Genomic DNA, 23,563 nt, shown 5'->3' on the forward strand with positions numbered 1-23,563 from the left:
CGGGAGTCATAGACTCCCGTTTTTTATACTGACTGCTAGTCAAATTATTCGCCTGAATGGGCTTCTCTATGAGCCTTGAGCTTATTGGCAAACTCCTGCTGCAGTTGCTCCATTTTGGGCAGCAGCCCCTGGCTCAGCGATTGGGTCATCATCATGGACTCCTGCATCACAGCCGGCATCTTGGCGACCATGGAACGCCCTGTATCACTGGAATAAAACGCCAGCATATCGGCAATTTCCTTGTCACTGTAATGCTTGACATAAATATCTGTCAGTGGCTGCTTCAGTTTGTCCCAGCCCAGTTCCTGTTTGAAGATCTGCGTGCTCTTACGGGCAAACTCTTCAAATAAAGGCTTTTCACTCTCCTTGATATTGAACTGTTGTTGCATGCCCAAAATCATCTGTTCCATCTGGGTGTATGCCGTGTCCATCATGGAGTCCATCTGCATTTCCAGCAGCAGTTGCTCCACCTGGGCCCGACGAGCGCTGTCGTCGGCCAACGCCAAAGGGCTTGTGAGCAATATGCCGCCCAGAACAAGAGATGACCAAAAACCAGGACCTTTCATGAGTGCCTCCGTGGCAAGTATTGATTCGGCTGTCAGTCTATCACAGCCCAAGCAACTGTCAGCTGCTCCTGCCACGGCTGACAGTTAAAATTCTGAGATTAATTCTCATTTAAGCTAGATACCGTTATGATTAACCCAGGCGGGAGCCTGCGGGGCTCTCGTACTGTCGAGAGAAATATCGACCCTAAAACCAGAAAAGGAATTGAAAATGAATAAGTTAACCAAGAGACTCGCGGGTATTACCCTGTTGGGAGCCGGCGCCGTTATCAGCAGTACTGCCAGCGCCGACGAATGCAGCCTGACCATCACAGCCAACGATGCGATGCAATTTGATACCAAAGAACTCAGCGTTCCCGCCAGTTGCAAGACGGTAGAACTGACATTGACTCATTCCGGCACCCTACCTGTGACAGCCATGGGCCACAACTGGGTTCTGAGCAAGAGCGCCGATATGCAGGGCATTGCCACTGATGGTATGGCAGCGGGCGCCGATGCCGCCTATGTTAAAGCCGGTGATGAGCGGGTCATTGCCCATACTCCTCTGGTTGGTGGCGGCGAATCAGTCAGCATCAGCTTCAGCACCGAAGGCATGACACAGGAAGAAAGCTATAACTTCTTCTGCTCCTTCCCCGGCCACTGGGCCGTAATGCAAGGCAGCTTCAGTATCAAAGGCTAAATCTACGCGCTTTGGGCCCTGATAAGGGCCCAAAGAAGCACTTCCCTACCGTAAGACATAAACCTCCTCTAGTCATCATTGGCCAAAGCCCACGGGGTACTGCAATGTTTGCCCGCCAACCTTGAACGCCCGGCCACAGGGGTATGTGAGCTGTTGAATCGGGCGCGCCTTCAGGCTCTGCAACTCTCAATCCCCCTGCGCTAGCTAAAAAAATCCCCGCAACTTGGCGGGGATTGTTGTTGATGGCAAAGCTTACTTAACGATTTCCATCTCTTGCAGCAGGTTGTCTGCATTATCCAGATACTTCATCACCCACAGCATGTAACGGCTGTCCACCTGAATGGAGCGGTTGATGTTATCGTCGTAGTTCCAGTCACCTATGATGCTCTCATAAACACCGTCAAACAGCAGTCCCACCAGCTCGGCGCGGCCGTTGAGGGTTGGCGAGCCTGAGTTACCGCCTGTGGTATCCAGAGTTGAGAGGAAGTTGACCGGTACCGAGTCAATATCCTTGAAGTAGAAGTCACCATATTGCTTGGCCTTGATAAGCTCCAGCTCTTTCTTGGGAGCATCGAAAGGCTCAACCCCTGTGTCTTTCTGCACTATGCCTTCCAGACGAGTGAAAGGTACGGCGTAGAGACCATCTTTGGGTGAGTAGCCCTTCACATGGCCCACTGTCACCCGCAGGCTGGAGTTGGCATCAGCATACACAGGTTTACCCTGCTCACGGTTGTAGGCAATGATGGCTTCCATGTACTGAGGACGCACCTTCATCAGCTCACCGGCCAACTCTTTCTTTTTCTGCTCCAGCTGCATACCTGTGTCATAGAAGGCCACAGCAAACTGGATCATAGGATCTTTCGAGGCCTTGAAATCGGCAACCGACTTGTCCATCCAGGCCAGACGCACATCTTTGTTATCCAGCTTGGTATTCTTGTACATCTTGTCCAGAGTCTTCTTCAGCTTGGCCTCATCGAGCTTGTTGCCTATGCCGAAGTACTTGTCCAGCGCCGGCAGCCGCTCAGACTTGGGCAGCGCTGCATAACGCTTGAGCATCTCAAACACCAGCGCCTTGTCGACACTGGCGGCATAACGGCGATCGATACGCTCCATACCGGCCTTGAAGCGGATCATGTCACGCTCCTGGAAACCCGGCTCGCGCTCCATGTCCGGCAATGCCTTTTCATTGGCCAGACGATAGAGTTCGCGGGCCGTTGGCAACATAGTGGTATACCCCAGATAACCCAGGATAATGTCACGCTGCTGATCTGCCTGGCTTTGGGCGACCAGCTTATCCAGCTGTGCCAACACCTCACCATACTGGGCCTTGCGGCTGCTGTCGGCATCGATCCAACTCTTGAGCTTGGCTTCCAGGGTACGCTTGTCTTCCAGCATGGTCGACTTACCATAGAACTCGATCATCGAGGTGAAGTTCTTGGCATAGTTGGCCAGACCGGCGATCAGGCTCTCGTACTTGATGCGCTCATCACTGCCTTCCGGGGCCGTCTCTTTAATGATCTCGATAAAGCGCTCACGCAGCTCCTTGCCTTGTGGGTAAGACCACTCAAACTGGTTTTCCACTTCATTGCCGGTGCGGTATCTGTTGGTGCGGCCCGGGTAACCGGCCACCATCACAAAGTCCCCTTCCTTGACCCCTTTGGCCGACACCTTGAGGAAGCTCTTGGGCTCGTAAGGTACGTTATCCTTGGAGAAATCGGCCGGCTTGCCATTTTTGTTGACATAGGCGCGGTAGAAGGAAAAATCGCCCGTATGGCGCGGCCACATCCAGTTGTCGACATCACCGCCGTACTTACCCACGCTGGCCGCTGGGTTATACACCAGGCGAACATCACGGATTTCCAGCTGCTTCACCAGATAGTACTCGAGACCACCGTGGAAGCTGTATACCTGACAGCGATAGCCATCTTCTTTTTCACACTGGGCAACCAGTGACTTCTCGGCCGCCTCGACGCCCTTGTAGAAAGCGTCGCCCTGCTTGTTGTCCAGGCCTTGCTTGACCTTGTCGGTCACATTGGTGACCTCTTCGGTGACATATACCCGCGAGCCCGGAGTTGCCGGCAATTCTTCGGCAAAGTTTTTCGCCAGGAAGCCATCACGCAGCAGATTCTTCTCCGGGGTGGAGTTGTACTGGATGGAGCCGTAGGCACAGTGATGGTTGGTTACCACCAGCCCCTTGGGCGAAACGAAAGACGCGGTGCAGCCGCCCAGGCTTATCACGGCGTTCATCGGGAATTCGGTCAGCTTGGAAATAGACTTGGCGTCTATTTCCAGTCCTTTGGCCTTGAGTTCATCGGCCATGGCCGGCAATTGGTAGGGCTGCCACATACCCTCATCGGCCTGAGCACCAAAACTGGTAGCTATGGCCGTTGCAAGTAACCATTTTTTCATTCTAGTAAGTCCATTCGCTGGTATCAGTTCAATTTGTTGTTTTTGTGCAACAAAAAAGCCGGGCACAAGTCCCGACTTTAACACAGACTACCAAGCGGCTACAGACTCGGAAAAATTCCCTTACAAAGGGCTTGTATTAGGTCCCCAGCGTCGCATACAGCTGGGCAGCAATAATGCCTATCCCCAGGAGGGCCATCAGCGCCATCGCCGGCTTGCCACCGGCAACTTTGTAGCCTTCCGGCGACTCACGCCGCTGTTTCAGCGCTATGGCTATCGGCAGGAAGATGATGATCACCACTAAAGGCACGGCGGCAAAGCCCAGCAGCGCCGAAAAACCTTCTGGCAGATACAGGGCGCAGGCCAGCGGCGGAATAAAGGTCAGCAACCAGGTCTGCAGGCGGCCGACAAAGTTACTCTTGGCGCGAATAAGCTCGGCGCTGAAGTCAAACAGGCTCAGGGTCACTCCAAGAAACGAGGTGATCAACGCCAAGTCGGCAAACAGCCCAATGCACTTGCTCACCAAAGGCTGCTCGCTGATCGCCTGCAAGGCACTGATGAGTTTCGACAGTGAACCGCCAAAGCCATGAATGGTATCACCGCCGACAGTACCCAGGGTCACCAACAGCCAAAGCAGATAGCAGGCCAGCGGAATGCCGGAGCCTATCAGCAGCACCTTGCGCAGGGAAACCGTGTCACCATCAAGATAGCGCACCAGAGTGGCAATACAGACATGGAAACCAAAAGAGGTAAACACCACAGGCACGGCGGCAAGCCACACCTTGGCATAGGAATCGGTCGGCGCCTGCTCCAGTAAGGTATTCATATTCACCTCAGGCAGCAAAAACAGTACCACCAGCACCAGCATGACTATCATGGCAGAAAACAGCCCGCGGGAGAGCTTATCGACCCAGCCGACTCCCAAGGCGGCAAAACTGCCCAGAGCCAAGGTAAACAGCAGCACCGCATCCTGGCCATCCAGGGTCATATCGAACCAGGCCTTGGCCTTGAGCATCAGTAGCTCGGCGCCACCGGTCAAGTAGGCGGCGGTCAGGGCAAACAGCAGGCTGAGAAAAGCGGCGCTTTGAATCAGTTGCCCCGTCTTACCCAAGGCTTTACCTGTAATGACATGCAGGTTATCCCCCACGCCGGAGCGCAGATTGACTTCCAACATCAACAGTGAGGTGTAGGCGGAAATGCCCCAAATGACCAACATCAATAGCAGTGCCGGAAGCAAGCCCATGGCAGCTGTTGCCAGTGGCAAGGCCAACATACCGGCGCCAATCGCAGTACCCGCGACTATGGCTACAGAGCCCAATATTTTTAAGTTCACTAAAATTCGTCCTGTTCTTTTGTCTTGTTATCTTTAAGGTCAGATTTACCCAAGGGGAAAGGCGAATTGTCAGCGCAGCTGGCAAGCTGTAACGTCTTGGCCGCAGATGAAATTCCGCCTTACGGAGTTTCATTGGCCCCAACAGCTCAGCAAACAGAAGAGGTATGCCACCAAGCCACTGGGGCTAACTAAATCGTGGACAGCGGAATTGGGGACTGCAAAGATGCAAACTCAACACTGAGGCTCTTTCTCAAAAATTAACTTAACCGGGACATTAACAGAGCCACAGCCCTTGGGCAAGCGGGGAAGCGCGACTATCGGCCAGTTACCTTATGCTTCTACTTGATTCCTGATGCAGGGCTATCAAACGGAAACATAAACCATTTTCTCGACCTTCAGCGGCGTAAAAATCGCGCCACACTCTTTCCCAGACAAAGAAATCTCATTTTTATCGAAATCAGAGCAGTGTTGCCATGGCGAGCTTTATGGTTATAATGGCCGCCTCTGTCTTAGGGGAGTAGCTAACCTGGGTCCCGCCCAGGGGTAAGTATCAACACACTTGGCCTCATGCCATGGTGCTTACAGCAAGTTTAGGCTTGCCAGGCAAGACCTGAGCACGGTATACCGCACAAATATAAAGGGGTGGGCGGTAGACTGTGCTTGGAATTTTGCCACCCCGAAGGAACGCCCATTTTGGAAGCACTCATCGCCTCAACTATCACTGTCGCCGTAGCCGAAATCGGTGACAAGACTCAGCTGTTGGCCCTGTTGTTGGCCGCCCGTTTCAAAAACAAGACCGCGATTATCTCAGGGATCCTTGTCGCCACCCTGCTCAACCATTTTGCCGCCGCCTGGCTGGGCCAATGGGCCATGGGTTGGCTCAGTGCCGATATCGGCCGTTACCTTGTTGCCGGCAGTTTCTTTGCCATCGCCCTCTGGGTGCTGGTGCCCGATAAGGTCGATGCCGAAGAAAGCCGCTTCTACCGTTATGGCCCCTTCGTGGCCACCTGTTTGCTGTTCTTTATCGCCGAAATGGGTGACAAGACCCAGGTCGCAACCGTGGTACTGTCGGCCAAATACGATAGCCTGCTGATGGTAGTAACAGGCACCACTGTCGGCATGCTGCTGGCGAATGTTCCCGTGGTGCTGGCCGGCCATTTCAGTGCCGACAAGCTGCCCATGATCTGGATCCACAGAGGTTGCGCCCTGCTGTTTGCTCTATTGGGGATAGCCACCCTGTTGTGGGAATAGGGAAACCGCTGACAGCGCAAAAGGGGCAGCTCAGGCTGCCCCTGTTATTTCCGGCGTGCCGCTATCAGCTGGCCAGCATCTCTTGCACCCGGCGGCCGTAGTCGGCATCGGCCTGGCTGAAGTGGCCAATCATTCGCTGCTGCACATCCTGAGTCGCTTGACTCAGAGTACCGCAGATATTGCTGATAAGCCTGGCCTTTTCCTCTTCCGGCAACAGGCGGTAAAGATTGCCTGCCTGGGTGTAGTCATCCTGGCCATAACGGCTGTATCTGTCGGCTTCACCATCCAGGCGCAGCGGTGGCTCTTTGAACTCGGTCGCATCCTGCAGGCCGCTTGGCTGCGAGTTGGGGCCATAGTTTGCCGACGCATCGCCACCTGTCTGGCTACCATGGTAAGGGCATTGAGCCCCGGCCATGGCACCGGCACGTTGATGATGATTGGCCTGAGTCGCATGGGGGCAGTTCACCGGCAACTGGTTATAGTTGGCTCCTATTCGATAGCGCTGGGCATCGGCATAGGCAAACAGGCGAGCCTGCAGCATCTTGTCCGGTGACGCGCCAACACCGGGAACCAGGTTACTCGGCGCCAGTGCCACCTGCTCTACTTCGGCGAAGTAGTTCTGAGGCAGACGATTGAGCTCCAGTACCCCAACCTCAATCAGCGGGTAGTCCTTATGTGGCCATACCTTGGTCAAATCAAACGGGTTGATATGGTAAGTATTGGCATCGGCTTCCGGCATTATCTGTACCTTGAGCTTCCAACGGGGGAAGTTGCCATCCTGGATTGCCGCCACCATGTCACGCTGAGCATGATCCGGATCGATTCCCTTCACCTTAGCGGCCTGCTCTTCAGTCAGGTTGGCTATCCCCTGCTCTGTCTTGAAGTGGAACTTGACCCAGAAGCGCTCACCCTTGGCATTCCAAAATGAGAAGGTGTGCGAGCCAAAGCCATGCATCTGCCGATAGTTGGCCGGAATGCCTCGGTCAGACATCAATACAGTCACCTGATGCAAGGACTCTGGGTTGAGCGACCAGAAGTCCCACATCGCCTGAGGATCCTTCAAATTGGTGTGCGGATTCCGCTTCTGGGTGTGAATAAAGTCAGGAAACTTGATGCCGTCACGCAGGAAAAAGGTGGGGGTGTTGTTGCCCACAATGTCGTGATTACCGCGCTTGGTGTAGAAACGAACCCCAAAGCCACGGGGATCGCGCTCGGCATCTGCGCTGCCCATCTCACCGCCTACGGTCGAGAAGCGAACAAAGGCCTCGGTCTGGGTGCCAACCCCCTGGAAATGTTCGGCTATGGTGTATTGGCTCATATCATTGGTCACTGTGAAGGTGCCGTAAACCCCCGTGCCTTTGGCATGCACTACCCGCTCAGGGATCCGCTCGCGGTTGAAGTGGGCCAACTTTTCAATCAGGTGCCAGTCCTGCAGCAACAGGGGACCACGCTCTCCGGCGGAGAGGGAATTCTGATCGTCTGCGATGGGGGCGCCGCTCTGGCTGGTGATATATTGCTTCTGACTCATCTCGTGCTCCTTAATCCTTTGTCTCGTTTAACCAGTTTTCAATCACATCAAATATGGTGGCCATAGGTGCTCCCTTGAGCAGTCGTATTGGCGATGTGGTCATCTTAGTCAGGCGACGATATTTTTAAAAACGATTAAAACTGATTATCACAATTCTATTTATAGATTAAATGGGGTTTGGGATTGAGAAATGGGGATAAAGAAATGCATAACCGAGATAGCAGTGACTGCCAGTCGAGATGAAAAACGGCTGAAGCAGAGCAAACGTACATTGTCACAAAAGCAACAAACCTTCTAGAAACCGGCGTCTGGGGCCCCCTGACACCGGGTTGTCAGCCTTGCTGATCCTCAGATTTTTCCGGGCTTGCCTGAGGGACGTCCGGCAAATCAGGCTCTGGGCTACGATAGAGTTTAACCAGGTAATAGGCATCGATAAGCACTATGAAGAAGTTCACCAAAGCCACAGGATATGCAGCAATGGCGATCCCATAGGCAACAAACAGCGCCGCTCCAAGCAGGTTCCACCAGCGCAGTCGTTTGATATTGGACATCATCAGAGAGATGGCCACCACTACCGATGCCAGATAACCGACCCACTCCCATATATTGATTGTATCCATTCAAGCTCCCCTATTTGGGATGGCTAATGGTGTCGAGATCCACCAGATCCCAACACCCCTGATTACGATAAAGGCGTTTACCCTTATAAGGATAGTCGGCCACATCATGGCTGAGGCGTTGTCCCATGACTAAATATTTGAGCGGCCTCTCGGAAGTGTTGTTCATGCCATGAGCCACACTGCCGGCCGGGAAAGCGATAAAGTCCCCGACCCCGATGGCGAAGACTTGTTGATCGATACACACCTCGCCTTCACCTTCGAGCACATAAATACACTCTTCTTCAAAATAATGAAGGTGGTATTCGGTGCTGTCACGCCCGGGCGCCAGCTCAATCAGATGCACTCCAAGATGAGCAAGACCGATGACATCACCGAGAGATTTTCTAAGTCGCACCGCATTGGGGTTGAGGAAATGCGTCCGCTCCTCACCTTTCATGGCATCTATCTCACTGGCTTTCAGCAGAAACTCCCTGGCATTCATCTCTGTCCCCTGAGTCAGAGCGCCCTTGAGTGAAGCTGTCAGCGCTTGACCACGGCCGCGGTCATACGGGAAATACAGGTCAGCTCACCGGCGCTGTTATGAATAAGCACTTCCCAGACAGAGCTGCGTTTGCCCAAATGTACGGCTCTGGCTGTTGCCTTGAGTTCACCATTGCGGGCTGCCCGCAGGTGATTGGCGTTGATCTCCTGACCTACACAATAGTAGTTTTCAAAGTCCACCGCAAAATTGGCGGCATAGCTGGCCACAGTCTCTGCCAGCGCCACATTGGCACCACCATGTACTATCCCAAGTGGGTTGTGGATAGCCGGAGACGCCGGCATGCTGGCTACCATATAGTCATCACCTATCTCAGTGATGCGGATCCCCAGGGTCTGCATCAAAGTGCCTTTGCCCCCCATACCGGCATCCAGTTTGGCACAATCTTCCAGGGTGATGGGTCGAAACCAAATACTCATCTTATTGTTATCCTTAGTACTCCAATAGGAAAATCAGTGTACTTGGCCGCCTGTATCCAAGTAAACCCGGCCAGCGCAATCCTCTGACCGGGTGGGTGTCAATCAAGACTTGAGAGCTTTAGCCGCGGCGGCGCAGCCCCAATGCTGCGAGAAACAGCAGTGACAGATACCCCAAGGCACCACCATCATGCTTGGAAGGCTCAACCTTGGCAGGATAACTGAGTGCCACTATCACAGGGTCATGATCCGAAGCCGAGAAGGCATTGTCAGACTTGGGCAATTCACCTGTGTACTTCTTGCCATACTCGAACATGTTGGATTCGACCGAGTTGATATGCCAGTCTTCAATGGCAACCAAACGCTCCGCCAGACTGGCGTTGGCCAGTGCATGGTCGAGATTTCCCAACTCACCGTTATAGCTGTAGGAGAAAGTATCGACACCATGGGCCAAGGTGTTGAGGTTGATAAGCCCATACCCCTTGTTGATTTCAGTTCCCTGGTGCTCATAGACCTTACCGTTCAGAGTGGTCCAGGAGGCGGTACGCAGAACCCGTTCTGATTGGGTGGCATCATAGTCGGTCAGCACCCGCACAGGATCTTCCAGACCATAGGCATTGAGATCGCCGATCACCAGGAGATCGCCGTCGATCTTTTGCAAGGCTTCTCCCAGAACTTTGGCTGCTGACACCCTGAAGGCGTTGCACTTGCCCTGCAGATCCTGAGGATCCCGGTTCTCATCAAAGTTCAGCCAATCCTCAAGACAACCCGAGCCCTTGGACTTGAGATGATTCACCACCAGAGTCAGGCTCTGATCTGCTATGTTGAACTTCTGTCCCAGACTGTAGCGCTGATACTTATCAAAGGCAGGGCTGGTTTCCTGCTTGCCATCGACTTCCCGGCTGGCAACCGCTTCAGCAGCATGCTGCTCTGGAGTCGCAATCACAAAAGCCTCGGCTGCCGGAGTCACCCTGGCGGGGCGATAAAGCATGCCCACGGTAATGGCATCGCCGCCGAGATACTTGCCATCTTTTTTGTCGGTATCGGCTATCTCTACAAAGGCATAGATATCCTCATCGGCTTGCTGCTCATTGAGCGCATCGACCAGATTGCGGATGGCGCTTTTCTCGCCAAAGCCGTTGTTGGCAATCTCCATCAAACCCACTATGTCGGCGTTCATGGCGGTAATGGCATTGACTATTTTAGTGCGTTGCAACAGCATCTCTTCTTCGCTGAGGGCGCCGCGGTTATCACCTGTTGGATTGGCGTCACCACCTACGGCATCGTTGAAGAAATTAAGCACATTGAAGCTGGCGACCCGGATATCCCCCTTCTCTGCAATAGCCGGTGCTTGGCTGCGATCGTCGCCGCGCAATATATCCCCAGGAGTAATACTGTTGGTTGCCACCAGACGATACTGGTTATAGCTGTATCCTATAACCCCCTCAAGGCCGGTTAACTGGTCGCCAACCCGCAGATAACCTGTCTCTGGGTTGAAGTCCGGCATCCAGGGCAGCTCGCCGTCTTTGGCCTTGAAGTCTGACTCAACAAACAATTGGTTGGCACGGTTGGCTTGCTCCAGTGCCATCGCCTCTGGCGACAGCGGCAGGTGTACCTGAGTCGGCTTCAGCAGCGGCGCCTTGTGAGACAACATAAGATTGTTGCGACGGGCATCGTAGTCAAAGCTGAAGTTACGGCTGACCTTGAGATCACTGCCGGCATCCAGTACTACCTTCATGCCTTCAAAGCGCTCCAGCGCTTGCTGCAGGGTTTCACCATCTGCCACATAAAAAGGCGCAGCCACCGGCAGTTGGGTAAACTCACCCACGGCAAATTTTTTGTCAGCCTTGATATCCAACTGAGTCAGGCCATAGTACTCCTTGACCTTACCCTGTACGCAAACCTCGACACCGGGCTGCACTGTTTCCGGCGCTGCTTCACCTAGGAATACAAAGATGCCGTCGGAGGTGAAAGGCGAGTTGTCTCCCTTGGGATCTTGCAGATAAAAGCCTTTGAACAGGCTGTCGCCACGGGCACTGACCACACCCTTGAGGGTATATTCGCTGTCGGATTCGAACTTACCCTCAGGGACCAACGGACTGCGATCTCCGCTCCCCTGCACTTCATAGATGGGTGTCAGCGTGGCGCCATCACAGCTGAATGCCGTAACTTCAGGGGCTGCAGCCTCATCCAGGCTGCCGAGTCCTTTGAAGTTATCAGTGCCCATAGGTTGCCAATCGGCGGCATTGAATTGCGTCGAGGCAGTGAGCGCCGACTTGCTGCGGGCCAAAGTGATATTCAGGCCCCAGTCGGTTGGGGTAGGCACGGCGCCGACAATATCGACGACGACGCCATCTTTCATCAGGGCTACCGCATCACCGCCATTGAAATAGAGATTGCCCTTGAGGCTGTCGACTCCAGCAGGCAAGCTTATTTCAGCATTGGGATGCAGAATCACTTTAATCCCCTTGGCCGCCATGCTTTGGCCATCCAATACCAGCATATCGGAGGCATCAGTAGCGCCATCTTTATACCGCACCAATTTATAGCCGTTTAAATCGACTTGACTATCACCAGAGTTATATAGCTCTATGGCTTTATTATTGGCGCTGCCCTCAACGTATTCGCTGATTAAAACATCGGCATTGGCCATCACTGGAATGGTGGCAGCCACGGCAATCGCAATGGCTGTCAGCTTGTTAACATTATCCATATTATCAACCCCTTTAATTGTAATAATGCCGTTAATTTCTATTAACGTGCCGCGGGATTGTCCCAGAGAAGAACGGTCAATTGAAGTGGTTTAATCACATTTAGGCAACAGTTATACCGAACGCAAATTCTATATAAATCATTAATTAACCACCATGTTCTCAACTGAGAACAAAGCAGAAAACCCTGTTTCAACCCAAGCTGTTATTTAATAAATAAATAGTTAGACAGCAAATAAAGCCTGTCTTCTATAAAATATAATAAGCCGTATGATATGGTCGATAAAATAGACAAATATTTTTACATCAAATAATCAGTAAACCTCGAAACTAATTATCTCTCCCCGTCATCAAAAATTAATTTTTGCGCGATATGACCATAAAAAAAGCGGCCGGATGGCCGCTTTCATCTATTTGGGTTATCAGAATTGAGCAACAACGGGATCAGAGCAAAGCTCGGCTCCCAGTTCACAAACCTGATAAGTCACGCTATTGGCTTCGGTATTGAAGCGGTCACGGAACTGGCCATCGTTGGCGGTGGTCGCAACCTGTTCGCCGTCGCGGAAAATCGCCACTTCATCACCCAGGGCACCATTCCAGTTAACATCAACCATGGCGCTGCCACGACGGGACTTGAGGGCGCGGCTGATATCGGCAGAGATGCTGTGGGCAAATACCTGCACTTCCATGCTGACACTGTCGCTGAGCTCGGTGGCATCGGTCGCTGTCAGGGTCACTGTGTAGGTACCGGCCTGGGCATACACATGTTGAGGGTTTGCCTCGCTGGAGACAGAGCCGTCACCGAAATCCCAGTGGTAGCTGGCGATATCATCATTGATATCAGAGCTGCTATTGCTGAAACTGACGCTCAAACCTTCGGCTTGATAGTCAAAGCCGGCATTAGGTGCAGAAGGACCGGCTTCACCCAGCGCCGTGATCACCATACCCCAGTTGTTCAGGGTGCCTGTATCACCACCGGCATGGTCAGTCACGCTGAGAGTCCAGGTACCTTGGGCAATTTCACCGTTGAAGTCGCCCAGATCCCAGCTCTTGACGATATCGTCATTGCTGCTGCCTTCGCGATTATGCAGCACCACTTCGGTGCCGGATGGCGAAGTCAGGATCACTGTCAAATCACCAATCCAGGTGTGGCTGATGTTGACGTTGGTATTGACACCAAAGATCTGCAGCGGATCGGCGATCTCAATGGTGCTGGTCACTGTGGTGTTATCAGCAATAGCCACTGGGGTATCATTGCTGTATGGGAAGTCATTCAGCCCTTGAGGGATGATTTCCAGGCTCACCACACTGCTCTTTTCAATACTGCCGTCATTACCCGATACCGTGATGGCGTAATCGCCCCACTGAGTCTCGGCGGTACTGGCTACGTTCAGGGTAAAGCTGTCACCGGCACCAACGCTGGTGGCAGACAAAGATACCCCTTCCAGAGCAGGCTCCACACTGACACTCAGCTCAACACTACCATCCCAACCGGCCACACTACCGACACTGAAGTCATAGCTGGTGCTTTCACCGGCTTCGATAGTGCGGGCAGCCGGAGTCACGCTGAAGCGATAACTTGGGCTTGGGTTGGCTTGATCGAGCGCGTTGGCCGCGTTCAGACGGGTACCGGCAACACTCTTGCCAGTCATGGCCGCATTGGCATCACCCGAATTCATCAACAGTTCTTTCATCTCAAGCGGTGTCAGATCCGGGTTGATGGACCACACCAGAGCCGCCACCCCGGTCACCATAGGCGTAGCCATGGAAGTACCCGAATAACTCTCGTAACCACCACCTGGAACCGTTGACAGAATGGCACTGCCAGGCGCCGCCATGTCTACGCTGGTAGCCCCCCAGTTGGAGAACCAGGAGATACCATCCGAGCTATCGGTACTGGCGATAGACATCACTATGTCCGATTCATAGTTGGACGGATAATGAGGGCTGACATCATTGTCACTGGTGTCATTACCGGCCGCAGCCAGGAACAGAATACCGGCTTCACCGGCGGCTTCGATGGAGTCCTTCAGCGCCTGGCTGAAACCACCGCCGCCCCAGGAGTTGTTCGTTGCTTTGATATCGACGCCATGATTCACCTTGAGATCAGTCATATAGTCGATACAGGCGATGGCATCTGCGGTAGAACCTGTACCGGCAGGAGTCAGGAACTGACAACCAATGATCTTCACATCCCAGTTAACCCCGACCACACCCAGACCATTGTTGCCCTTGGCGCCAATGGTGCCGGATACATGGGTACCATGGCCGTTGCCGTCCATGGGATCGCCATTGTTGTTGGCCGAGCTGAAACCGTGAACATCATCAATCACGCCGTTGCCATCATCATCTATGCCGTTACCGGGAATTTCACCCGGGTTAACCCACATATTGGCCTGCAAGTCCGGATGGTTATAGTCAACCCCGGTGTCGATAACCCCAATGATCACATCCGAGCTGCCTGTGGTGACATCCCAGGCTTCGGGAGCATCAATATCGGCGTCAGCCACACCACCGGTTTGCCCAGTGTTGTGCATGCCCCAGAGCTCAGGGAAACGGGGATCATCCGGCATGCCTATGGCCCGCAGAATGTAGTTGGGTTCAGCATATTTAACCGCAGGGTGGCTGGAGATCATCTTGATCGCCTGCTCAATATCGGCGCCTTGACGCAGATTCAGCTTTGCCAGACGGCCATCGAGCAAGCGGGCAAATTTGTCATCTATACCATCGGCATTGGCATCACGCAGAGTGCCACGTACCAGGCGCTGAGCCGCGATGCGCTCCTCTTTGGTGGCATTATCCTTGTAAACCACCAGGATAGAGTCCTTGGCGTAACGGATCTCGTTTTTAGCCATTGCAGGAGCGGCGCCAAGCGCCATAACACCAGCGACAGCCACCGCCAATGGCGAGAATTTTTTCAACATATTCGGGCTTCCTATAGTCCTTATAATCCCTTGATATCCGGAACGGCTTGCATCTGCGGCACTTCCTTGAAACGACAGGCAAACAGTGACCAGCGAGTGAAATCCGGCGTTTATTTATTGCAAATAGATTGTTACCGCAATGAAAACAATAGCGATAGTAGCAAACGGTAAAATACGACTTTAATACTAGACGCGTTAGGTATGAACAAACTTAAAAATCGCCAGAAATAAAACACAAATCATTGTTTATAAAACAAAATAAATCAATTCACCATTATTGCAAAAAGCAATATCGACTAAAGCCTAAATAGCCTTTAACTCCGATTGCGACCCCGGCTCAAGGCGCGTAACTTTTGTTGCTGATTTGTACCACTCTGGTTCAATCAAGGATATGTACGAAAAGGAGTCTTAGGTGTCGGTACTCGCAAAAATCCTGTTTGGTTCGGCCGTTTTGTTGACCAGTCTTGGTACAGCAGCGACAGAACGCCAGGTGAATGCACTACAGGAGTTGCCAGTCACCCTCCAGACGCTGCTGGAAACTCAGGGACGCGACAACTTGGTCGACCTGATGCAACAAGGCAGTTTCAACCAAGCCATCATAGTTCAAGCCGGAATTGACAACAGCGCCATCCTCACCCAGGCCGGGTTTGGAAATCAGGCACAAGTAGTACAACTCGGGGTCAATAACCAGGTTGAAATGATGCAGGTGGGTGACGCCAATAAGGCAAACATCACTCAAATAGGCAATGACAATCTGGTGCAACTCAACCAGCTTGGCAGCGCCAATTTTTCGATACAACAAATTGCCGATGCTGCCACTATCAGCATCACGCAGTATTAAAAACACAGGGAGCGTTTAATGAAATCTCAAGCTAAAAAGTCACTGATTGCACTGGCTATCACAACGGGTCTGGGTATGAGTGCCCAAGCCTTCGCCGGCAGTGTCAATGAAATCTCAGTTAACCAGCAGAGCCGCAGCACTGTAGGTCAGGAAGTCTATGCCGAGCAAACCGGCATTCTGAACCTGGCAGTCATCAATCAGGAAGGTTCTGCCCAGGAAGCCACCGTGGTTCAAGACGGTGTTTGGCACGAAGCCTATGTTGATTCCAAGGGCGACGAAAACAAAGTTATAGTGACTCAGAATGAAGACTGGCACGTGGCCAGCGTCGATGTAGACGGTAACGTCAACACAGCAACTGTCGCTCAATCCGGTTTCTTCAACGAAGCCAATGTTGAGCTGATCGGTGACAACAACAGTGCCGAAGTAAACCAAAACGGTGACACCAACTTCGCAGTATTCCGTGTCAACGGCAACGACAACTCCGGCTATATCAGCCAAAACGGTAACAACAACGAAGCCGGCATGATAGCCGTTGATTTCAGCCCCAACGTAGGCAACGGTAACTCTGTGACCGTACTGCAGGAAGGCAACAGCAACATAGGTGGCGTGCGTGGCGTTGCCGGTGATAACAACAGCATCGAAATCGATCAGGCAGGTGATCTGAACACTGGTTTTGTTTACGCCCTGTCCGGCTCTGAAAACAACATCGAAATGATGCAAACCGGCACTGCCAACACCGCAGTACTCGAATTCACCACAGGTGATGACAACGACGTTGAAATCTACCAGAAAGGTGATGGCAACGCGGTAGGCGATCTGCTGGTTGCCGATATTCAGGGTAGCGACAACGTAGTCGATATCCAGCAGGAAGGCGACACCAACGGCGTTGAATTCCAAATCTGGGGTGACGACAACAACATCGACCTGGAGCAGGATGGTAGCACCAACTTCGCTACTGCCGCCGCCTATGGCACTGACAACAGCATGGACCTGACTTCACAGGGCGATTACAACGAGCTGGTTGCATTCGCCACAGGTGAAGACAACCAGATCGAAATCCATCAGGAAGGCACAGAGAACTTTGCCTATGCCGAGCTGGAAGGTGAGAACAACGAAGTTGATATGGAGCAAGATGGCAGCGCCAACGAAGCTCTGGTCACTGTTGTTGGCTATGACAATACCGATATCGAAACCACTCAAAGCGGTGACCTCAACCTGGTAGACCTGCTGATCCTCGGTGATGACAACCTGGCTCAAATCGTTCAAAGCGGCGACAACAACTGGGTGAGCGGTGTTGACGGCGGCGCCTTCGCCGTGGTTGGTACAGGTAACAGCCTGATGATCACCCAAAGCGGTAACGAAAACCTGGTTGTCGGTTCTCAGGCCGGTACCAGCAACGCTATCAGCGTAACCCAAAGCGGCGACTACAACGTTGCCACTGTTATCCAGAACTAATCACTCTGGTGCTTTATGCGAAGGGAGCCTCTTGGCTCCCTTTTTGTTTGCCCAATTGCCAACTGAGCGTGAGTCATTATAGCTTGAAAACTCATGGTTCCAGCGGTTTCCAGGAAACCCCATACCATAAGCATCGAATAACAAGGCGAGTATTCGCCGCTGGAACAGCGTCTATCATGGCTTTGAACCAAATATCACTAATAAACCTGGTTTTAGCTGCCAGCTAAGTTGCAGCCCATCACCTGCGGTGGGCTCTTGCACAGGCGATCCTGTGACACGGCATTAATACGTCCCTGTCGCCTCGACGAAAACATCTGACCTACATGGACGTAGGAAATGCCGAATTTGTCAGGAACAAAATTCGGCCCTGTTTTCGACGGTCACAGTTCCGCCTGTGCCTGAAAATGAGGTGGATGTCTGCAGACACTTCAGATGTTTCAAGCTACTCAGTGCTAACAGAATTACACCAATTCCCCCTTCGGAGCCGCCGCCGGCGTTGTTGTAAATTGGCATAGCCGAGACAGGGAGGTCGAGGCTCGAAGGTCGAGCAGGGCGAATGTTGCGAAGCGACAAGCTTATGAGCGCGAGCCAAGGAAGGCGAGCTGGCCCTTATGCATGGATGCATTTGGCGAGTCCTGAGTGTAGCCAATTTGCTTCATAAGTCAGCGGGGATTTCGGCTACGTCGGGGTGTCCTTGGGGATGCAAGGGGCTTTGGACAAGCAAAGCCCCTTGTCCAGTGTGGTTTGGCGAGTGTCGCGCAGCGACTGGCTGCGAGCGAGAGCCAGGAATGGCGAACTGGCCCTTGTGCATGGAGGCATTTACACCACGACTTTAGGCCGCTGGCACAGCGGCTATCATGGCTTCTAACTAAAAGTTACTAATTAGTATTGGCAGGGCTTCCAGCGACGGACGGTCTCCCATTGCCTGCCGCAGGCTTATGCACAGGCGATCCTGTGACTCGGCGAGAGTTGCGCAGCAACATGCTTTCGAGCGCGAGCCTTGGATGGCGAACTGGCCCTTGTGCATCGACTCATTTGCCCCACGACTTCAGGTCGCTGGCACAACGGCTATCATGGCTTTGGCTGAAAGCCATTCCCGACGCGCAAAAAAACACAAAGCAGCGGCGATTGCCGCACTCTGACAGGAATTTTCCACTGACTTGGCTTACATAAAAGCCATCAAAGCATAAACAAGCCCCATTCGGGGCCAAGTTCAGGCTGGATCTAGCGACAAATCAACTGATGAGATCGAAGTGACTCTGATAGGTCTGGGCCCAACGCAACAATTCGACTCGATTACGAGATTGAGTCTTGCGGAAAATCGATGAAATATGCGCCTTGACCGTATGCTCACTGATACACAGACGTTGGGCTATCTCTTTATTCCTGGCACCACTGGAAACCAGCTGAATAATGGTACGTTCACGCCGGGTCAACATCTGCAGCATGGAAACCGTATCGGCCGACATCTCATTGCCAGTGTCCAAGGTCTTGACCAGCTTACGGAACATCTTGCTGATAAGGGTTCTGTCGTACCAGAGCTCATCGGCCACCATCTTGCGCAGGCCAGTAAGCATAAGATCGATGCGCTGATCTGAATAAAGTACCCCGCGGATCCCCAGCAACATAGCCGACTCCTGATCCAGTGAACCTCTGGCAACTTGATAGAGGGCGACAGGAACATGAGAGACCAGACGGCTGGCCAGCAGAGGAATGCCCTTATTGTCCAGCGCCGACCCCTTCTGAGAAATTAGATAGAAAGTACTATCGCTCTTCTGCGGATCCAACTGTTCCGGGTGGCGTACTATACGGGTCTTAAGACCAATGGACTCGGCCAGTATGGCCAAATGACAAGGGGCGGCTATCTGGTTTATAAAAACCAACTCATTGATACTACTCATATTTACTCTTCTCCCTGAAAAGTTTCGCTCATATCCCTAAAGGGATAGCTTCCTTAATCACTTTCCGTGAGCTTACACAAAAAGTATCAGATGATTCTGACCAGATAGTGTCCGGTTTTCATCACCATAAAGTATGATTCTAACAATCTTTAGTCGCATTGCCAGATGAAATATTGTAAAGACTGTATATGGCTCTCTCTGTCCCGACCTGTCAATCGGCGCCAAGACGCTGCAACTGGCGGTCATGAAATGAGGATAAAACCAGCAGGGCGGCGATGGCACCGATAAGAGCCATCAGCATATCCGACTGGGTATCCCAGACATAGCCCTGGGTGCCGAGAAAGGCCTCGGCACCTGTGCCTGTAGCCGCGGCAACCCACCATTCAATCAGTTCATAGAAAGCCGACAAGGCCAAGGCAAAACAACTGACCAGAAAAGCACACCAGGCACCAGGTTTCACTGCTTGATTACGCAGCAGTATCTCCCTGGCAATCATTGCCGGGATAAATCCTTGGGCCAAATGACCCAGTTTATCGTAGTTGTTACGCTCAGAGCCCATCCACTGTGCTAAAGTATCGAACAGCGGCACCTCGGCATAGGTGTAGTGGGCGCCGACAAACAGTATCAGGCAATGCACCAAGATCAGGCCATAAAGCAGCGGAGTCAGCGGAAAACGTTTGCGGGTAAAAAACAGTATCGGCAGCGCCAGCATCCCAGGCAGCGCTTCCAGCCACCAAGTGAAATCATCTTTAGGCGCTATCGCCGACCAGATAAGTACCACAAAATAAATGACCAGCCAGATAATTGTGTTTTTCAAGCCACTTTCCTTATGCCAGTGATTGTTCTCAATTAGGAAAAAATACTTTAGCCATCTAGCCCTCCACTTCACCTGAAAAAAGTGCTACTTTGATTGGGCATGGGCGAAAGCATCATAGCATACGTACATTAGTTAATAATCAAGAGGGTACCTATATCATGGCGAAACACTCGCTGGACAAGGATAAAATTAAAATCCTGTTGTTGGAAGGCGTCCACCAATCAGCCGTCGATGTGCTGGAAAGGGCTGGCTATACCAATATCGAGTATCACAAGGCATCACTCTCCGGCTCAGAGCTTCAGCAGTCGATCAAAGATGCCCATTTCGTCGGAATCCGCTCCCGTACCCAACTGACCCAAGAAGTATTACAACAGGCGGAAAAGCTGGTTGCCATAGGATGTTTCTGTATCGGCACCAACCAGGTCGACCTCAAGGCTGCCGAGCAACTGGGTATTCCTGTGTTCAATGCGCCCTTCTCCAATACCCGCAGCGTGGCCGAACTGGTACTCGGTGAAATCATCATGCTGCTGCGCGGTATTCCGCAGCGCAACGCCCTGGCCCATCGTGGTGGCTGGCTCAAGAGCGCCAATGGCAGCTTCGAAGCCCGTGGCAAGACCCTGGGGGTCATAGGTTATGGCCATATCGGTACCCAGTTGGGGATCCTCGCCGAAACCTTGGGGATGAAAGTGATCTTCTTCGATATCGAAGATAAGCTGCCGCTGGGTAACGCCCAGCAGGTACATTCCATGGAGCAGTTACTGTCTCAAGCCGATGTGGTCAGCCTGCATGTGCCTGAAACCCCACAAACCAAAGAGATGATTGCCCAGGCCGAACTGGCGATGATGCGCAAAGGCAGCATACTGATCAATGCTTCCCGCGGCACTGTGGTGGATATCGATGCCCTGGCCGTAGCCCTCAAGGAGCAACAATTGGCTGGTGCCGCCATCGACGTGTTCCCGGTTGAGCCCAAGTCCAATACTGACGAATTCCAAAGCCCGCTGCGCGGTCTGGGCAATGTGTTACTGACCCCACACATAGGCGGCAGCACAGAAGAAGCCCAGGAAAACATAGGTATTGAGGTTGCCGGCAAGCTGGCCAAATACTCAGACAACGGCTCTACCCTGTCGGCAGTCAACTTCCCGGAAGTATCGCTACCGCAGCATAAAGATGCCTCCCGCCTGCTGCATATTCACCATAACCGCCCCGGTATTCTGATCAAGATTAACCAGGCGTTCTCGGAGAAAGGCATCAACATTTCAGCCCAGTATCTGCAAACCACGGCCACCATAGGTTATGTGGTGATGGAGGTAGATACCACCCAGGCTGAAGAAGCACTGACAGAACTCAAGTCTATCGAAGGTACTATCCGTACCAGACTGCTGTTCTGATTTTTGAGGCTTTCACAGGGCGCCATATTGCTATCGGCGCCCTGTTTATTTCTGTCAAATCCGCTACAATCGCAGATCTCTTAATGCCTTCAATCTCAGGATCTTGTTATGAGCATTTGCGTTTCTCAGCCCGATTGGCCACTGGATGCCGGCATTCCGGATCTGCTTATTTCCCGCCTATCTCACTTGGGTCTGCTTGCCGTTACCGGCGAACAGGGCCGCAGCTTTATCCATGGTCAGGTCACCACGGATATCAGCTCTCTCACGGCCGAGCAGTGGCGTTGGGGCGCTCACTGCGATCCCAAAGGCAAAATGCTTTCAAGTTTCAGAACCTTTGCCCTGGGTGATGCCCTGATATTGATGATGCCAAGGGATACCCTGGCTGCCGACTTGCCGCAACTGAAGAAGTACGCTGTGTTCAGTAAGGCCGAACTGGTTGATGTCAGCGACGATTACAGTCTCTTGGGTGTAGCCGGCGCCAAGGCTGCCACTTGGCTGGCAGAGCAGTTCCCGGGCTTCAGTCCAGAGCAGCAAGTAAGTGCTGTCGATGACGGCGTGGTACTGCAGGACGGCGAGCGCTTTATTCTGGTTCTGCCCAAGGCCCGGGCCGATGCCTTGTGCCAGCAGCCTCCTGTCGATGCCAGTGCCTGGCAAGAGCTGGAAATCCTTGCCGCCTACCCTAACCTGCCGGCATCACACATGGGCCAATTTGTACCGCAAATGTGCAACCTGCAGGCCATCAACGGCATCAGCTTCACCAAAGGTTGCTATATGGGCCAGGAAACCGTGGCCAGAATGAAATATCGCGGCGGCAACAAGCGAGCCCTCTATATTCTCAAGGGTAAAGCCACTGTCGATGTCACCCCGGAAACCACACTGGAGATGGCACTGGATGAAGGTTTTCGTAAGGGCGGCAGCATTATTGAAGCCGTACAACGAAATGGCGAGTTGCTGCTGACCGCAGTGCTGGCCAATGACACAGAAGTCGGCGCCAAATTCCGCATCGCCGATGATGAAAACAGCGAACTGACGGTACTGCCTCTGCCCTACTCTCTGGAAGAGCAGGAGTAACAATGAATGACCCAATAAAGGCGCCGTCGGCGCCTTTATTTTTATCCGCAGTTTGTCGCTATTCAGTGCCGGACTCAGTTTCCATATGAGTATCACGCACCTCTATCACCTGGGGCAGTATCTGTTTGAACAGTTCCACCAGTTCAGGGTCAAAGTGTTTCCCCGCCTCAGACTCCAGTAACGCCATGGTATCTTCTATGCTCCAGGCCTTCTTGTAAGGTCGAATCGAGGTCAGGGCATCGAAGACATCGGCAATGGCGACGATTCGCCCCTCAATGGGAATATCATTGCCTTTGAAGCCATTGGGATAACCTGAGCCATCCCACTTCTCGTGGTGAGTCAGCGCAATGCCCCGGGACATCTGCAACAGAGGATCCGGGTGCTCACCGATAATCTCGGCACCGATTTCGGCGTGTTGCTGCATGATTCGCCACTCTTCGGCGTCCAGTTTCCCCGGTTTTTTCAGCACAGCGTCCGGAGTACCTATCTTGCCGATATCATGCATGGGCGCCGCATTGTAAAGCAGCTCACAGAAGTTGTCCGGCAGCTTGGCCTGTTGTGCCAGGAGCCTGGCATAGTGGCTCATGCGAATAACGTGTAAGCCGGTCTCGTTATCCTTGTATTCAGCGGCACGGCCCAGGCGACGGATGATCTCGAAGCGGGTCTGTTCCAGCTCGCGGGTACGTTCGCGCACCTGTTGTTCCAGCAAACGCTTCTGATCATAGAGGGCCAAGTGGTTACGTACCCTGGCTCTGACTATCGGGGCACTGACAGGCTTGGTGATGTAGTCGACAGCCCCCAAATCAAAGCCCTGGGTCTCATCGGCCACCTCAGAGAGAGCGGTGACAAAGATCACCGGGATATGGCTGGTCATGGGTTCCTGCTTGAGACGCTTACAAACTTCATAGCCATTCATGCCCGGCATCATCACATCCAGGAGGATCAGATCCGGAGGGCTCTTCTGCGCCAACGCCAGCGCTCTTGGGCCATCTATCGCCACCTTGAGCTTATAATCGTCGCCGAGGATCCCCACCAGAATATCTATGTTCTCCGGTGTATCGTCCACCACCAGTACAGTGGCTTTTTCCATCTCAATCTCCCTCTTGTTACGGGCTCCACAT

Annotated in this window: 18 protein-coding genes and 1 riboswitch; of the genes, 6 read left to right on the top strand and 12 right to left on the bottom strand. The window is 52.7% G+C overall.

Annotation, left to right across the window (positions count from 1 at the left end; genetic code table 11):
* Nucleotides 1-44 precede the first annotated feature (44 nt).
* The gene (locus CX650_RS08030) at nucleotides 45-566 is read right to left on the bottom strand and encodes a DUF2059 domain-containing protein (protein WP_198552061.1); all 522 of its coding nucleotides are present in this window, start codon (nucleotides 564-566) and stop codon (nucleotides 45-47) included.
* Nucleotides 567-774: 208 nt separating this feature from the next.
* Here CX650_RS08030 and azu point away from each other — a divergent pair, with 208 nt between their 5' ends.
* Complete coding sequence (gene azu / locus CX650_RS08035) at nucleotides 775-1,242, top strand: azurin (RefSeq protein WP_101056868.1); 468 nt, start codon at nucleotides 775-777, stop codon at nucleotides 1,240-1,242.
* Nucleotides 1,243-1,494: 252 nt separating this feature from the next.
* On the opposite strand, the gene CX650_RS08040 is transcribed toward azu, so the two are convergent.
* Entirely contained in the window at nucleotides 1,495-3,651 is a 2,157-nt protein-coding gene (locus tag CX650_RS08040; RefSeq protein WP_101095521.1) for a S46 family peptidase, read from the bottom strand.
* 136 nt (nucleotides 3,652-3,787) lie between these two features.
* Nucleotides 3,788-4,981 (bottom strand): aromatic amino acid transport family protein, encoded by a 1,194-nt coding sequence (locus tag CX650_RS08045; RefSeq protein WP_101095522.1) that lies wholly within the window; start codon nucleotides 4,979-4,981, stop codon nucleotides 3,788-3,790.
* 498 nt (nucleotides 4,982-5,479) lie between these two features.
* Nucleotides 5,480-5,582, top strand: a riboswitch (yybP-ykoY riboswitch).
* Nucleotides 5,583-5,674: 92 nt separating this feature from the next.
* Here CX650_RS08045 and CX650_RS08050 point away from each other — a divergent pair.
* Entirely contained in the window at nucleotides 5,675-6,232 is a 558-nt protein-coding gene (locus tag CX650_RS08050; RefSeq protein WP_054744531.1) for a TMEM165/GDT1 family protein, read from the top strand.
* Between the two features lie 64 nt (nucleotides 6,233-6,296).
* Here the strand turns inward: CX650_RS08050 and katB are convergent, their stop codons facing one another.
* The 6 genes from katB to CX650_RS08080 all read right to left on the bottom strand — a co-directional run bounded on the left by katB (nucleotide 6,297) and on the right by CX650_RS08080 (nucleotide 14,969).
* Nucleotides 6,297-7,760 (bottom strand): catalase KatB, encoded by a 1,464-nt coding sequence (gene katB / locus CX650_RS08055; protein ID WP_028779401.1) that lies wholly within the window; start codon nucleotides 7,758-7,760, stop codon nucleotides 6,297-6,299.
* A 332-nt stretch (nucleotides 7,761-8,092) separates the two neighbouring features.
* On the bottom strand, nucleotides 8,093-8,380 hold the full coding sequence (locus tag CX650_RS08060) for a YgjV family protein (protein WP_101095523.1): 288 nt from the start codon (nucleotides 8,378-8,380) through the stop codon (nucleotides 8,093-8,095).
* 10 nt (nucleotides 8,381-8,390) lie between these two features.
* The gene (locus tag CX650_RS08065) at nucleotides 8,391-8,861 is read right to left on the bottom strand and encodes a cupin domain-containing protein (protein ID WP_025889350.1); all 471 of its coding nucleotides are present in this window, start codon (nucleotides 8,859-8,861) and stop codon (nucleotides 8,391-8,393) included.
* A 38-nt stretch (nucleotides 8,862-8,899) separates the two neighbouring features.
* Nucleotides 8,900-9,337, bottom strand: a complete 438-nt coding sequence (locus CX650_RS08070; RefSeq protein ID WP_025008982.1) for a PaaI family thioesterase — start codon at nucleotides 9,335-9,337, stop codon at nucleotides 8,900-8,902.
* 118 nt (nucleotides 9,338-9,455) lie between these two features.
* A complete protein-coding gene (exeM, locus tag CX650_RS08075; RefSeq protein ID WP_101095524.1) occupies nucleotides 9,456-12,047 on the bottom strand; it encodes an extracellular exonuclease ExeM in 2,592 nt (863 codons plus the stop codon).
* A gap of 420 nt (nucleotides 12,048-12,467) precedes the next feature.
* Entirely contained in the window at nucleotides 12,468-14,969 is a 2,502-nt protein-coding gene (locus CX650_RS08080) for a S8 family serine peptidase (RefSeq protein ID WP_101095525.1), read from the bottom strand.
* A 412-nt stretch (nucleotides 14,970-15,381) separates the two neighbouring features.
* Between CX650_RS08080 and CX650_RS08085 the strand changes: the two genes are divergently transcribed.
* Both CX650_RS08085 and CX650_RS08090 read left to right on the top strand, forming a co-directional pair.
* Entirely contained in the window at nucleotides 15,382-15,810 is a 429-nt protein-coding gene (locus CX650_RS08085) for a curlin (protein WP_025008981.1), read from the top strand.
* An 18-nt stretch (nucleotides 15,811-15,828) separates the two neighbouring features.
* Nucleotides 15,829-17,265 carry a curlin gene (locus CX650_RS08090; RefSeq protein ID WP_045282999.1) on the top strand — a complete coding sequence of 479 codons (1,437 nt, stop codon included), beginning with the start codon at nucleotides 15,829-15,831 and terminating at the stop codon, nucleotides 17,263-17,265.
* A gap of 1,235 nt (nucleotides 17,266-18,500) precedes the next feature.
* Here the strand turns inward: CX650_RS08090 and CX650_RS08095 are convergent.
* Together CX650_RS08095 and CX650_RS08100 are read right to left on the bottom strand one after the other, a co-directional pair.
* Entirely contained in the window at nucleotides 18,501-19,166 is a 666-nt protein-coding gene (locus CX650_RS08095; protein WP_025008979.1) for a helix-turn-helix transcriptional regulator, read from the bottom strand.
* Nucleotides 19,167-19,377: 211 nt separating this feature from the next.
* Nucleotides 19,378-19,983, bottom strand: coding sequence for a DUF2238 domain-containing protein (locus CX650_RS08100; protein WP_025890161.1), 606 nt, complete (start codon nucleotides 19,981-19,983; stop codon nucleotides 19,378-19,380).
* A gap of 158 nt (nucleotides 19,984-20,141) precedes the next feature.
* Here CX650_RS08100 and serA point away from each other — a divergent pair, with 158 nt between their 5' ends.
* Entirely contained in the window at nucleotides 20,142-21,371 is a 1,230-nt protein-coding gene (serA, locus tag CX650_RS08105; RefSeq protein WP_101095526.1) for a phosphoglycerate dehydrogenase, read from the top strand.
* Nucleotides 21,372-21,479: 108 nt separating this feature from the next.
* On the top strand, nucleotides 21,480-22,442 hold the full coding sequence (ygfZ, locus tag CX650_RS08110) for a tRNA-modifying protein YgfZ (RefSeq protein WP_096140954.1): 963 nt from the start codon (nucleotides 21,480-21,482) through the stop codon (nucleotides 22,440-22,442).
* A 58-nt stretch (nucleotides 22,443-22,500) separates the two neighbouring features.
* Here ygfZ and CX650_RS08115 read toward each other — a convergent pair whose 3' ends face one another.
* Nucleotides 22,501-23,532, bottom strand: a complete 1,032-nt coding sequence (locus CX650_RS08115; protein WP_101095527.1) for a response regulator — start codon at nucleotides 23,530-23,532, stop codon at nucleotides 22,501-22,503.
* Nucleotides 23,533-23,563 lie beyond the last annotated feature (31 nt).

Origin of the sequence: Shewanella indica (assembly GCF_002836975.1) — a bacterium.
GTDB classification, from domain to species: Bacteria; Pseudomonadota; Gammaproteobacteria; order Enterobacterales; family Shewanellaceae; genus Shewanella; species Shewanella indica.